Source organism: Clostridium neuense, from assembly GCF_045310695.1.
Lineage (GTDB): Bacteria > Bacillota > Clostridia > Clostridiales > Clostridiaceae > Clostridium_S > Clostridium_S neuense.
Window position 1 is genome coordinate 1 of the sequence record NZ_JBJIAA010000010.1, and the last position, 13,668, is coordinate 13,668.

Genomic DNA, 13,668 nt, shown 5'->3' on the forward strand with positions numbered 1-13,668 from the left:
GAGGTGTAAGGATGGTAACATTTTTAGCTGACTAATACTAATAGGTCGAGGGCTTGACCAATTTAAAATAACTATTTGCTATGCAATTTTGAAAGTACAATACTTTCATTTACATATATATCCGGTGACAATGGCTTAGTTGTAACACCCGTTCCCATTCCGAACACGAAGGTTAAGAACTAATACGCCGATGGTAGTGCAGAGGAGGCTCTGTGTGAGAGTAGGACGTTGCCGGGTACTTTACAATATGGATCTTTAGCTCAGTTGGTTAGAGCAACCGGCTCATAACCGGTCGGTCCGGGGTTCGAGTCCCTGAAGGTCCACCATATGGGGGATTAGCTCAGCTGGGAGAGCACCTGCCTTGCACGCAGGGGGTCAAGAGTTCGAATCTCTTATTCTCCACCAAAAAACAGTGATTTAAATAATCACTGTTTTTTTATATTTTTTTGTAGAGTATTAAAAGGAAGAATAAACTTAGGTATAGAACTCAAATTGCGACTTTTGTTAAAGATAATCTTTCATAAGTAGAGAAATTTTATTTTCTCTATTTTTTTATATATTTGTTGAAGTTATTTCACTATAATTATACAATTAGAGTATTGAGGTGATATCTTGAATAGGGTAAAGCAGTTTTTTAGTTATGCAATTGCAAAACTAGATATAAATGATAAAATGTATATTGAAAAACACTTAAACGATGATGAAATTGCGCTCTTTAATAAATTATCTATTCATGAACAAAAACACTCGGTTAATGTTGCGAGAGATGTAGAAAGTGAATGCAGGATTAATTTAGTGGACTCAAATAATCTAGTTAAGACAGCACTGCTGCACGATATAGGTAAAATAAAAGTGCCAGTAAATATAATAGATAAGTCAATTGTAGTTATTTTAGATAAGATAACAAACAGTAAAATAAAAGAGTTAAAAAATGTAAAAAAAATATATATTCATTATAATCATGGATATGAAGGGTACAAGATTTTAAAGAAAATTAATGAAGATGAACAAATTTTGTTTATGGTAAAGAATCACCATAATGCAGAATTAAAAGATAATTTAGAATTAAATATACTTAGAAAATGTGATGATAGGAATTGAAGGTTAAGGAATGGTGAAATTTAATTATGAATTCAGATGAAAGAAGAAATTCTATAAGAAAAAAATTAGAGGATGAAGGTAGACCGATAAAAGGCAGCGCGCTTGCAAAAGAATTTGGGGTAACTCGGCAGATAATTGTTAAGGATATTGCTATACTGAGAGCAGAAGGTTCAGATATATTTGCTACACCTAAGGGATATATAATAAATAAGAGTAATACAAACATAGTAAAAAGGGTAATAGCCGTATCTCATAAACCAGAAGAAATAGAGGATGAATTAAATTCTATAGTAAAGTTTGGAGGGACAGCTTATGATGTTGTTATAGAACATTCTTTGTATGGTGAGATAAGGGGAGTACTTATGGTTAAAACTCCGTACGATGTGCAAAATTTTATGGAGAAGCTTAATAAGCATAGAGCTGAACCTTTATGTATTTTGACAGGAGGTGTACACCTTCATACTATAATTGCAAATAGTGAAGAGGATTTAAATAAAATAATAAATGAGCTTAATGAAAAGGGATATATAATTTCTGATTAATAATTAATAATTTTTGGGAGTGATTTTATTTGAAAAAGGGTTTGAAGTATATATGGATACCTATTCTTTTAATTATTATCGTTGGTTTTTTTGGAAGAATTACAAACTTTATAATTAATATTGAATGGTTTAAAGAAGTGGGATATTTATCAGTATATTTTACTAGAATTGTAGCAGTGCTAATTCTTATGGTACCTTTATTTGCAATTATATATACAATGGTATGGCTGTATTATAGGAGCATTAGAAAGAGCATAATTAAATGGGATAAAGTAGTTGAAGTAAGCACTAAAAAGGCAAAACTTCAAAAAAGAATATTTTTTATTGTAGATTTAGTAGTATCACTTTTACTTTCATATTCTGTAGCAGATACCTACTGGTATAAAATACTTCAGTTTGCTAAATCATCTTCTTTTAATACAAAGGATCCTATATTTGGCATAGACATATCTTTTTATGTATTTAAGCTGCCACTAATACAATCTTTGTATGGAGTTATAATGTTTCTATTAATTTTTCTTTTTATTTTAACAGTAATAATTTATATTTTATTCAATGTAAAAGATTCTATAAATGCAAGAAGCAGAGGAATAAATATTATTAATCTAAAAGGCTTTGGAAGTGGTTTAGTTAAATTTGCGGGAAAGCTTTTAGCAACATTATCATCACTTATAATTTTTTTACTTTCTTTTGGATACCTTATAAGAGCTTGGAATTTAGTTTATTCTCCTAGAGGTGTAGTTTATGGAGCAGGCTATACAGATATTCATGTATCACTTATTTTTTATGCTATAATAGCTGTGTTTTCCATAATAGCAGGTATTGTTATATTTATAAGTGTAGTTAAATCTAAGGTAAGACCAATAATTATTTCTATTTGTATAATTGTAGTTCTCGTCATAGCAGAAGGGGTTTCCTCACCAATAGTTCAGAACCTCTTTGTTAAATCAAATGAAAAAACTAAGGAAGCTTCGTATATAAGATATAATATAGATTATACTAGAAAGGCTTTTAACGTAGATAAAATTGATGAAAAAGAATTTCCGGCAAATGAAGATTTAACTGTAGATGATATAAAAAATAACAGGCCAACTATAGATAATATAAAGGTAAATTCTTATGACCCATCACTTGAGTTTTATAATCAAGTTCAAGTTATAAGGTATTATTATGATTTTAATGATATTGATGTAGACAGATATAATATAAATGGCAAGTACAATCAAGTGTTTATAGCACCAAGAGAACTTGACACTAAAACTCTTCAAGGAAATGCAGATACATGGCAGAACAAGCATCTTGTTTATACCCATGGATATGGGGCTGTTATGAGTAAAGTAAATTCTATAACGGATTCGGGACAGCCAGATTTTGTTATGAAGGATATACCACCGGTTAATAGCACTAAAATTCCTTTTACTGATCCAAGGATATATTTTGGAGAGGAAACAAATGATTATGTTATAGGTAACAATACTCTTGGAGAATTTGATTATCCAAATGGATCTGTAAATAAGACAAATAACTATGATGGCAAAGGTGGAATAAAAGCAAGTTTAATAAACAGATTTTTATTTGCAGTAAATAAGCATGATATAAACTTTATTCTTTCAGGAAATATAAATTCTAACAGTAAAATATTAATAAATAGAAATATAACCGATAGAGTAGAGAAAATAGCACCTTTTTTAAGCTATGACAAAGACCCATATGCGGTCATAAGCAATGGAAAAATATATTGGATTATAGATGCTTATACGACTTCTGACAGATACCCTTACTCTCAACCAGTTGATAACGTAAATTATATAAGAAACTCAGTAAAGGTTGTTGTAGATGCCCTAGATGGGACTACGAACTTCTATATTGTAGATAAGAATGATCCTATAGCTAATAGCTATGCTAAAATTTTTCCAGGTTTATTTAAGGATGCAAGTGAAGTTCCAACAGATATAAAAAATCATTTTAAATATCCGGAAGACTTATTTAGAATCCAAAGTACTGTACTTGAAAAATACCATGTTACAGATACAGGAATATTCTACAATGGTGAAGATTTGTGGGATGTATCTAAAAATATGAATGATGTTGAGGGCGAAAAAAGTGTAAGTGATTCATCTTATATGGTTATGAAGCTTCCAAATGAAAGCAAAGAAGAAATGGTACTTATGCAGTATTTTAATATGAGAAGTAAAAACAATATGGTGGCACTTTTGGGAGCAAGAATGGATGGAAATAACTATGGAAAGATGGTTTTATACAAACTTCCTACAGATAAAACTATAGATAGTCCATATTTATTTAATCAAAAGCTTAGGCAGGATCCTACTATTTCAAAGGAAATTTCCTTATGGAATACCCAAGGTTCTAAGGTGCAATTTGGGGATACCTCTGTTGTTCCTATTAATAAGTCCCTTATATATATAGTTCCTGTTTATATAAGAGCTCAGGGTAAAAATAGTATTCCAGAAGTAAAAAGGGTTATAGTTTCTTATGGAAGCAAGGTTGTTATGGATGATAATGTTGATAAAGCACTGCAGCAAATTTTTAACTATACCGATAATGATAATAATAATCCTCAAACTGAAGTCCCAAATAAGGATAATAAGGTTAAAACCGATGTGAGCTTAGATAGAGAAAAATTAAAGACAGCACAAGATTTGTATGATAAGGCTATCGATGCTCAGAAAAATGGGGATTGGTCAAAGTATGGAGACTATATAAAAGAATTGGGAAAAACTATAGAAGAACTAAATAAATAGTAATTCAGTAATCACTAGTCTATTAATTATAAATTATTTGTTTGATTAGGGAGATTTCATTAGTATAAAAAATATGTTAATGAGATCTCTCTTTTATTTTTATACGGAAAAAGGTTATTAGAACAATTGAATTTTAATTCGTAGCAAATAATACTAATTCTTGTTTTAAAGAAGTTAATTTTATTTTTATGGTTACATTTTCCTAAATGTGTGTTTAAAAATTTTTTAAGTGTAAAGAATATTAAATAGCATTTAGGAGGTTCAGTTATGAGTAAAAAATCTTTTATAAATTTTTTAGCGGGATGTTTTTTTAGTGCGGTTATTGCATGTCTTATAATAATATCTCCTGTATTTTTTACATGTTATGATACTGGTGGAGATAAATACATATCTGGAAGCAATGTTAGCACTTTAAGTGAAAAAAATACTAAAGCCGAAGCTACAAATAAAGATAATAAAAAAGAGGATATTGCAGTTTTTTCTTCAGAAACATGCTTTAAGAAAACATATTATGTTGCTCAAAATGGAGTTAAAATGTTTAGTAATATAGATAATGCCTCATCACAAATAACCATTTTAAATAAAGATGATGAGCTTGTTTGTGATAAGGAAAAGGATGGATATTTGTATTGTGAAAGCAATCATATTGATTCTAAAGGAAAACTAGTAAACGGATGGGTAAAAAAAGATAATAATAATTTAAAAGGAATGGTTTTTAAAAATGCAAAGCTTATAGTAGATATAAACTTAACTAATCAAACTTTAAATATGTACAGAAACAATATTCCTATAAATAATGCTCCTATAAAGTGTTCAAGTGGAATAAAAGGCAATAATGATACAGAAACGCCTTTAGGCTTTTTTACGATTAAAGATAAGTTTGAAAATCTTACAAGTGTAAAATATAATGAGAATTTAAAATATGCTGTTAAATTTCTTGGAAATTATTTAATTCACTCTTTACCGATTGATGAAACCAAAAAAGATGGTAAAATTAAATATGAAGAACAAAAACAAGCGAAGGATGATTTAGGAAAAGAAGCATCTCATGGATGCATAAGATTGTCTATGGATGATGCTAAAACTGTTTATAATACTGTAAGTAGGGGAGATCTAGTGTATATACATTATTAGAGAAAAATATTTATGGTAATTGGGGTGTGAATTTATGGATTACGATGTACTTATTCTTGGAGGTGGAATTGTTGGATGTTCCATAGCTTATGAGCTATCAAAATATAGCCTTAATGTTTCAATTATTGAAAAAGAATTAGATATAGGAAATGATGTTTCAGAGACTAATGCCTCTTTAATATTCGATGGAATGGAAATAGATAATGACTTAAACTACTATATGGAGTACTATGGAAATAGAAATATGAGGGATATAACAAGAAATTTTAATGTTCCTTTTAAAAGATTTAAGTCAGTTATTTTTGAAGAAAATTCAATAGAGAATAAAAATTTTATAGAAAAGATGTATGCTAGATCTATTAGAAGAGGAATTAAAGGAATACAAAAGGTTAGTGGCAATAATTTAAAGTTTGGATTAGATACTAAAATTAATTTCAATAAGGCAATTATATCTAAAAATTGGGGTGTTATATGCCCGTATGATTTATCTATAGCTTATGGAGAAATAGCTTTTGATAATGGAGTTAATTTTAGATTGGGAGAAAAAGTTGTTGAAATAAAAAAAATATCTAAGGGATTTAAAGTAACAACTACAAAAAATAAATTTACATGTAAGTTTGTTATTAATACAATTCCAGATGATGATTATAAGTTAGGAAGTAAAATAAAGAAAAATAGTCATAAGAATAATAACGCTAAATGTTTTTTAATAAACAAAAAATTTAAATTCAAAGACATTGCTGTTATATTAGGAGAGGATGAAGAAAGGATTTTTATTTATCCTAATTTTAATGGTGAAACTGTAGCTTATGTTATAACTAAAAATGAGATAAGCTATGAGGAGGCATTTGAAAAATTACAAAATAGATTTCCTGCAATCAATCATAACTATATTAACAATTCTTACAACAAGCAGTTTTTTAATGACAGAATAATTATTGATGATAAACTAATTAGTAAAGGATATATTAAGATAGATGGTAAGAATTATGGAACAGTAACAATGACTCAATTTATTGCAAATACTATAAGAAAAATGGTTATAGAAAATATTCCATCCAAGCTTAAAAAGGATTTCTACGGGAAAAGAAGAGAAATATATAGATTTAGGGATATGACTAATGAGGAAAGAAAGAACTTAATAAATATAAATCCTAAGTATGGTAAGATAATATGCTTGTGTAATCAGGTTACAGAAGGAGAAATAATAGATTCTATAAGAAGACCGCTGGGTGCAAGAACTATTGATGGTATAAGAAAAAGGACGGGAGTAATGAAGGGAGACTGCTGTGGAAGTTACTGCATGAGTAAAGTAATATCCATTTTAGCAAATGAAACTAATAAAGATATCACTGAAATACTTGAAAAATCAGATGGATCGAATATGATAATGAGTAGAATAAAACAGTTTAACGAAATATAGGTGATAATATATGAAGGGTGAAGTGAATAAAAAAAAGGACATACTTACAACTTTAGTTAGAGTAAAAGGTTCAAAAGTAAAAGTGGTTTCAGTAAAAAGTGCTGAGCCAATAGAAAAGGAATTGTTTATAGAATGTTCTAAGGCACTTGGAAGACTTTATGTTAGTGCTCCTATAAAGCAAGGTGATTTAATATGCAAAAACATTTTAAATACTGGTGTGGATATAATTGCAACAAAGAATATATAAAAATTTCAAAAAAGGTATTGACATAAGAATATAATGAATATATAATTAAATTAACATTTAGATATTAAACCGTTGAAGAGAATAGTAACATTTAGTGGTTTTTAGAGAGTCAGTGGTTGGTGTAAACTGATAGCTACTAGGTTGTGAATCCGCCTCGGAGGGATTGCGATGAGCAATACGGTGTGATTACCGTTATATTTTAATTAAGTTGAATCACTTATTTTGTGATTAACTAGGGTGGTAACGCGGAGTCTTTCGTCCCTAATTTAGGGATGAAGGGCCTTTTTTATTTATTAAAAAATGTTACTGCAATGAGCATATTTTCTTAAAAGCATATTTGAATAAAATAATCTAAGCTGAAATATGAATTATGGCACATGTATAAAATTAATTGTAAGAATATTATGAATATTATCGTGACCGAAATTATATGTTATATGTTTTTTTATACATATTATTTAAGAATTTATGCAGCTATTTTTCGGAAATATAATACATAAAATACAAAAATTAAAATGAGTTTACAGAGAGTATTTAAGGAGGAAAGTTTACAATGCATAAGAAATTATTTATACCAGGACCAGTAGAGGTAAGAGAAGATGTACTTGAAAAAATGGCAACACCTATGATAGGACATAGGAGCAAAGATGCATCAGCACTTCAAAGGGGAATAAGTGATAAGCTAAGATTAGTATTTAATACAAAAGAGGAAATTTTATTATCTACAAGTTCAGGTAGTGGACTTATGGAAGGTGCTATTAGATCATGTACAGCTAAAAGGGCTGCTGTATTTTCAATCGGCGCTTTTGGAAAAAGATGGTATGAGATGGCTTTAAATAATAATGTACCTGCTGATTTATACGAAGTTGAATGGGGAGAAGCACTTAACCCACAGTTTGTAGATGAAGTTTTAGGCACTGGAAAGTACGATTTGATAACAATAACTCACAATGAGACATCAACAGGAATAATGAATCCAGTTGAAGAATTAGCAAAAGTTATAAAAAAATATCCAGATGTAGTTTGGTGTCTTGATACAGTAAGCTCTATGGGTGGAACTAAAATAGAAGTAGATAAGCTTGGTGTGGACATATGCATAACATCATCTCAAAAAGCTATTGGACTTCCTCCTGGACTTGCAATATGTTCATTTTCTAAAAAAGCTGTAGAAAGAGCAAAAACAGTTGAGTTCAGAGGATATTATCTGGATTTACTAAATCTATATGAATTTATACAGAAAAAAGATTACCAATATCCATCTACCCCATCATTATCACATATGTTTGCACTTGATTATGTACTTGATAATATGCTTAAAGAAGGATTAGAAAACAGATATAATAGGCATATAGAAATGGCTGAATATGTTAGAAATTGGGCTAGAAAGTACTTTGAAGTATTTGGGGATGAAAACAATCTTTCAAATACTGTAACAACTATAAAAAATACAAGAGGTATAAGCGTTGCAGATTTAAATAAGAAGCTTGGTGAAAGAGGTTTCCAGATATCTAACGGCTACGGAAAATTAAAAGAAAAAACCTTTAGAATTGCCCATATGGCAGAGATGACTTTAGATGATATAAAAGAGCTTATTTGTAACATAAATGATATATTAGGATTAGAATAAGGAGGAAGTTAATATGATAAGATTACTAGCAAACGATGGAATGGATAAGGATGCAGCAGCTAAATTACGCGAACTTGGATATGATGTGGTAGAAGACCATTATGAAGGTGAAGAGCTGTTTGAGAAAATAAAGACTTTTGATATTTTAGTTGTAAGATCAAATACAAAGGTTAGAAAAGATTTAATAGATGCAGCAGTAGGCGGAAAACTTAAACTTGTTATAAGAGCTGGTGTCGGTGTAGATAATATAGACGTTAAGTATGCTAGAGAAAAAGGAATTAATGTTAGCAATACCCCTAAAGCAAGCAGTATATCAGTTGCAGAGTTAACTTTAGGTCATATATTTGCAGTATCAAGATTCATAAATACTTCTAATGTTACAATGAGAGAAGGAAAATGGGAGAAAAAAGCTTATAAAGGAGTAGAGCTTTTTGGTAAAACTTTAGGACTTATAGGCTTTGGAAGAATATCAAAAGAGGTGGCTAAAAGAGCAAATGCCTTAGGAATGAAAATAATTTATACAGATATATGCGGAAAAGCTGAAGGATATGATGAATATAAATTTGTAGAATTAAATGAACTACTTAAAAAAGCAGATTTTGTTTCACTTCACGTTCCTTTGGATAAAAATAAAGGATATGTTATAGGAAAAGAAGAAATTAATATGATGAAGGATGGAGCTTATCTAATAAACTGTGCAAGAGGCGGCGTTGTAGATGAGGAAGCATTAGTTGAGGCATTGAATACAGGAAAAATTTCTGGAGCAGCTCTTGATGTTTTTGAAAATGAACCTAAGCCTAATAAAGAACTTTTAGATAATCCAAAGGTTTCCGTTACTCCACACATAGGGGCATCTACTGCAGAAGCTCAAGAAAGAATTGGAGTAGAGATAGTTAATATAGTTAATGAATTCTTTGAAAAAGCTAGTTAAATAATTTTGCTAAAAACTTTCCCTAATAAAGCCGCCGCTTTGATTTCTGCGGCGGCATTTATATTATGTGAGGATACGATATTTTACATATTAAAGTTTAACCATGAAGTAGAAAGGAAGAATATTTATGGCAGTACTAAAACCCTTTAAGGCTGTAAGACCTGTAAAAGAGCTAGCAGGAAATGTTGCAGAACTTCCCTATGATGTAATGAATACAGAGGAAGCAAGGACAATTGGAGAAAAAAATGCGTTTTCATTTATACATGTAGATAGAGCTGAAATAGATTTGGAGAAAGACGTAAATCCGTATAGCGTTAAAGTATATGAAAAAGCTAGAAATAATTTATTTGATATGATTAAAAAGAGAATATTAGTCAAAGATAATAAAGAAAACTTATATGTATATAGACAAATAATGAATGGAAGAAGTCAAACAGGTATAGTTGGCTGTACCTCTATAGATGATTATCAAAAGGGAATAATAAAAAAGCATGAATTTACTCTTGAAAGTAAGGAAAAGGATAGAATAAATCATGTTGATTTTTGTAATGCCAATACAGGTCCTATCTTTTTAACTTATAGAGCAAAGGGCGAAATAAATAATATAGTAAGTAAAGTTACAGCTGGTGAGCCAGAATATAGTTTTGTAAGTGAAGATGGAATAACTCACATTGTTTGGGTTATAGAAGATGAAAACACTATAAATAAGTTAACAAATTTATTTAAAGAGGTTAGTGCACTTTATATTGCCGATGGTCACCACAGGGCAGCATCAGCAGTAAAAGTAGGATTAAAGAGAAGAGAAGAAAATCCAGATTATACAGGAGAAGAAGAGTTTAATTATTTTCTTTCTGTATTATTTCCAGACAGGGATCTTGCAATAATGGATTATAACAGAGTTGTTAAAGATTTAAATGGAATGGAAACATCAGAATTAATTGAAAAAATAAAAGAGTATTTTGAAGTTGAAAAGCTTGATGATGAGGTTCATTATAAGCCAGATGAAAAACATACTTTTGGAATGTATGTTGATGAAACTTGGTATAAGCTAACTGCTAAAAAGGGAACCTTTGATGAAAATGATCCTGTTCTTAGCTTGGATGTTTCAATACTTCAAAACAATTTAATTAATCCTATACTTGGTATATCTGATCCAAGAAAAGATGAAAGAATAGATTTCATAGGTGGAATAAGGGGAATAAAGGAACTTGAAAAAAGAGCTAACAACGATATGAAATTAGCATTTTCAATGTATCCTACAACAGTTCAAGATTTAATGAAGGTTGCAGACAGTGGGAATGTTATGCCACCTAAATCAACTTGGTTTGAACCAAAGCTTAGAAGTGGACTTTTTATACATGAGTTGCAATAAGGCATCTTTGAAGAATAAATTTTAATTTTATTTTAAGGGGTAATTAATTATGTTGGATTTAGAGTTAATAAGAGAAAAAACTGATGAGGTTAGAAATGCTCTACTGAAAAAGATTGACAATGTAGATTTTACTAAACTAATAGAATTTGATGATGAGAGAAGAAAACTTATAAGAGAAATAGAAGTTTTAAAAAATAAAAAAAATAAAGTTTCCAAAGAAATCTCACAAATAAAAAGTCAAGGTGGAAATGTTGATGAAGCCTGCTTTAAGCAAATGAAAGAGGTTTCTAATCAGATAGCTGAACTTGAGGAGAAATTATTACCAATAAAAGAAAAAATAGAAACCTTTTTAGAAGCTCTTCCTAATATGCCTGATCCAGATGTACTGCCAGGTGGAAAAGAAAATAATAAGGTTGTTAGAGTTCACGGTGAAAAACCACAATTTGATTTTACACCAAAAGATCATGTTGAACTTGCAAAAAAATTAAACCTCATAGATTATGAAAGAGGAACTAGGCTTTCTGGTAATGGATTTTGGATTTATAAAGGTAATGGTGCAATGCTTGAATGGGCACTTTTAAATTATTTTATAGAGCAGCATACTAAAGATGGATATGAATTTATTTTACCTCCTCATATTTTAAATTATGAATGTGGAAGAACAGCAGGTCAATTTCCTAAGTTTAAAGATGAAGTTTTTAAAGTTGGAGAAGGCAAAGATAATGATAACATGCAGTTTATCCTTCCAACAGCTGAAACTGCTTTGGTTAATCTACATCGAGGTGAGATTTTAAAAGAAAACGAACTTCCTAAAAAGTATTTTGCCTATACCCCATGTTATCGTGTTGAAGCAGGAAGCTATAGAGCATCTGAAAGAGGAATGATTAGAGGACATCAATTTAATAAAGTTGAAATGTTCCAGTATACAAAGCCAGAAGACTCAGATGCTGCACTAGAGGAACTTATAAATAAGGCAGAAAAGCTTATGCAGGGGCTTGGATTACACTATAGACTATCTAAACTTGCAGCAAAAGATTGTAGTGCGTCTATGGCAAAAACTTATGATATTGAAGTTTGGATTCCAAGTATGAATGAATACAAGGAAGTAAGCTCTGTGTCAAATGCACGGGACTATCAGGCAAGAAGAGGAATGATAAGATTTAGAAGAGAAGAAACTAAAAAAATAGAGTACGTAAATACTTTGAATGGTTCTGGTCTTGCTACAAGCAGATTAATGCCAGCAATACTTGAGCAAATGCAGGATAAGGATGGTCATATAGTTGTTCCAGAAGTTTTGAGAAAATGGATTGGAAAAGATAGAATATAGGATGATAAAAGATTACTACGGTAAAAATACTGTAGTGATTTTTTTTGTCAGCTTAAATTCTATACTTTTGTAGAGTGTTTTGCTAAATGATTATTAGATAATGGACAGCTTATTTTTTTTGTTCATCATCCGTTTATGGATTTTAAAGTGCATAATAGAAAAACCTGACACACATGAAATATTAACTAAAAAGCCTTAGTTTTTATTCATAAGTGCGAAAAAATTATCAAATTAAGAGCAATATATTGTGTAAAATTTTGATTGATTACAAATACTGTGGGAGTGAAGTAACAATGCTGAAGGAACAGTTTAAAAAATCCTAATAAATCTTGGCTCAAAAATCATAAAATACTTAGATATTTCAATTGTCTGAGCATTTTCTCAGCGAGTAAACATACACGAGGTTTGGACTTTGCCCATTATCCTTCTATACCTCAAGCAAGCACTTGCTTAGAATCACCACTTAGATTTATAGGATTTTTTTAATGTGACGAAGCATTGTTACTTCACATTATTTTTCTTGCAGCATTGCAACAATAACACGAGTACATTCATCTAAAAGTACATCTTTATTTAGTTCTGGATTTATATGAAAAACAAGCTCATCTTCGATATTTTCAATTAGTGAATACATTAAAAAGGATTGTTCTTTTTCATGGATTAACTTAATCCCTGAATTTTTTAACTGAGTTAAAACAGCATTCATAAGAACAGTTTTCATATGCTTGAAATATTTCATTATATCTTCATCGGTGTAGACTAAGGACATAAGTTCATCATGATATTTTTTAGGATAAGTAGTGTGAAGTTGTATGAAAATTTTAAGGATATTTTTTATAGTATTAAAAAGATTTTTGTCTTGTGGAAATTTTGATAATTCGTCAGTAATTTGGTTTATGTAAACAGAACCATTATTAGAAAGACATTCAAGAAGGATGTCTTTTTTATCTTTAAAGTAGGCATAAACTGTACCTGTTGAAAGTCCTGCAGCTTTTGCTATTTCTACTGTGGTCATATCAAAATAACCTTTTTCCATAAAAAGATTTTGAGCTGCCGATAATATTCTCTCTTTTTTTTCAATTGAACGTTTTTGTTTAGGTTCACGAACTTCTTTATCCAATCTTTTCACCTCTAATAGTTTTTATAGTTATCTTAATACAATAGAAATGCATTGTCAATAAATATGAAACTGAACTCACATT

General features: G+C 29.9%; 11 protein-coding genes, 2 tRNA genes, 1 rRNA gene and 1 other annotated feature. Of the genes, 13 read left to right on the forward strand and 1 reads right to left on the reverse strand.

What is annotated here, in order from left to right; translation table 11 throughout:
* Positions 1-120: 120 nt before the first annotated feature.
* From rrf to serS, 13 genes are all read left to right on the forward strand, one after another.
* Positions 121-237: ribosomal RNA gene (gene rrf, locus ACJDT4_RS12660) — 5S ribosomal RNA — on the forward strand.
* 12 nt (positions 238-249) lie between these two features.
* A tRNA-Ile gene (locus ACJDT4_RS12665) sits at positions 250-326 on the forward strand.
* 3 nt (positions 327-329) lie between these two features.
* A tRNA-Ala gene (locus tag ACJDT4_RS12670) sits at positions 330-405 on the forward strand.
* A gap of 207 nt (positions 406-612) precedes the next feature.
* The gene (locus tag ACJDT4_RS12675) at positions 613-1,101 is read left to right on the forward strand and encodes an HD domain-containing protein (RefSeq protein ID WP_406787946.1); all 489 of its coding nucleotides are present in this window, start codon (positions 613-615) and stop codon (positions 1,099-1,101) included.
* Between the two features lie 26 nt (positions 1,102-1,127).
* A complete protein-coding gene (locus ACJDT4_RS12680) occupies positions 1,128-1,643 on the forward strand; it encodes a transcription repressor NadR (protein WP_406787947.1) in 516 nt (171 codons plus the stop codon).
* Between the two features lie 29 nt (positions 1,644-1,672).
* The gene (locus tag ACJDT4_RS12685; protein ID WP_406787948.1) at positions 1,673-4,405 is read left to right on the forward strand and encodes a UPF0182 family protein; all 2,733 of its coding nucleotides are present in this window, start codon (positions 1,673-1,675) and stop codon (positions 4,403-4,405) included.
* Between the two features lie 267 nt (positions 4,406-4,672).
* Positions 4,673-5,539 (forward strand): L,D-transpeptidase, encoded by an 867-nt coding sequence (locus ACJDT4_RS12690; RefSeq protein WP_406787949.1) that lies wholly within the window; start codon positions 4,673-4,675, stop codon positions 5,537-5,539.
* A 34-nt stretch (positions 5,540-5,573) separates the two neighbouring features.
* On the forward strand, positions 5,574-6,962 hold the full coding sequence (locus ACJDT4_RS12695; RefSeq protein ID WP_406787950.1) for an NAD(P)/FAD-dependent oxidoreductase: 1,389 nt from the start codon (positions 5,574-5,576) through the stop codon (positions 6,960-6,962).
* A 10-nt stretch (positions 6,963-6,972) separates the two neighbouring features.
* Positions 6,973-7,209 carry a DUF1667 domain-containing protein gene (locus ACJDT4_RS12700; RefSeq protein ID WP_406787951.1) on the forward strand — a complete coding sequence of 79 codons (237 nt, stop codon included), beginning with the start codon at positions 6,973-6,975 and terminating at the stop codon, positions 7,207-7,209.
* Between the two features lie 63 nt (positions 7,210-7,272).
* Positions 7,273-7,475, forward strand: a binding site (T-box leader).
* Positions 7,476-7,762: 287 nt separating this feature from the next.
* On the forward strand, positions 7,763-8,836 hold the full coding sequence (locus tag ACJDT4_RS12705) for a pyridoxal-phosphate-dependent aminotransferase family protein (RefSeq protein ID WP_406787952.1): 1,074 nt from the start codon (positions 7,763-7,765) through the stop codon (positions 8,834-8,836).
* A gap of 13 nt (positions 8,837-8,849) precedes the next feature.
* The gene (locus tag ACJDT4_RS12710) at positions 8,850-9,767 is read left to right on the forward strand and encodes a D-2-hydroxyacid dehydrogenase (RefSeq protein WP_406787953.1); all 918 of its coding nucleotides are present in this window, start codon (positions 8,850-8,852) and stop codon (positions 9,765-9,767) included.
* Between the two features lie 127 nt (positions 9,768-9,894).
* A complete protein-coding gene (locus ACJDT4_RS12715) occupies positions 9,895-11,139 on the forward strand; it encodes a DUF1015 domain-containing protein (protein ID WP_406787954.1) in 1,245 nt (414 codons plus the stop codon).
* Positions 11,140-11,188: 49 nt separating this feature from the next.
* Entirely contained in the window at positions 11,189-12,466 is a 1,278-nt protein-coding gene (gene serS / locus ACJDT4_RS12720; protein WP_406787955.1) for a serine--tRNA ligase, read from the forward strand.
* Between the two features lie 511 nt (positions 12,467-12,977).
* On the opposite strand, the gene ACJDT4_RS12725 is transcribed toward serS, so the two are convergent.
* On the reverse strand, positions 12,978-13,586 hold the full coding sequence (locus ACJDT4_RS12725; protein ID WP_406787956.1) for a TetR/AcrR family transcriptional regulator: 609 nt from the start codon (positions 13,584-13,586) through the stop codon (positions 12,978-12,980).
* Positions 13,587-13,668 lie beyond the last annotated feature (82 nt).

What these genes read in the sequence shown, in the direction of transcription:
- ACJDT4_RS12695 (WP_406787950.1), top strand. Translation starts at nt 5,574, where the DNA reads ATGGATTACGATGTACTTATTCTTGGAGGTGGAATTGTTGGATGTTCC.
- ACJDT4_RS12710 (WP_406787953.1), top strand. Translation starts at nt 8,850, where the DNA reads ATGATAAGATTACTAGCAAACGATGGAATGGATAAGGATGCAGCAGCT.
- ACJDT4_RS12700 (WP_406787951.1), top strand. Translation starts at nt 6,973, where the DNA reads ATGAAGGGTGAAGTGAATAAAAAAAAGGACATACTTACAACTTTAGTT.
- serS (WP_406787955.1), top strand. Translation starts at nt 11,189, where the DNA reads ATGTTGGATTTAGAGTTAATAAGAGAAAAAACTGATGAGGTTAGAAAT.
- ACJDT4_RS12690 (WP_406787949.1), top strand. Translation starts at nt 4,673, where the DNA reads ATGAGTAAAAAATCTTTTATAAATTTTTTAGCGGGATGTTTTTTTAGT.
- ACJDT4_RS12715 (WP_406787954.1), top strand. Translation starts at nt 9,895, where the DNA reads ATGGCAGTACTAAAACCCTTTAAGGCTGTAAGACCTGTAAAAGAGCTA.
- ACJDT4_RS12705 (WP_406787952.1), top strand. Translation starts at nt 7,763, where the DNA reads ATGCATAAGAAATTATTTATACCAGGACCAGTAGAGGTAAGAGAAGAT.
- ACJDT4_RS12680 (WP_406787947.1), top strand. Translation starts at nt 1,128, where the DNA reads ATGAATTCAGATGAAAGAAGAAATTCTATAAGAAAAAAATTAGAGGAT.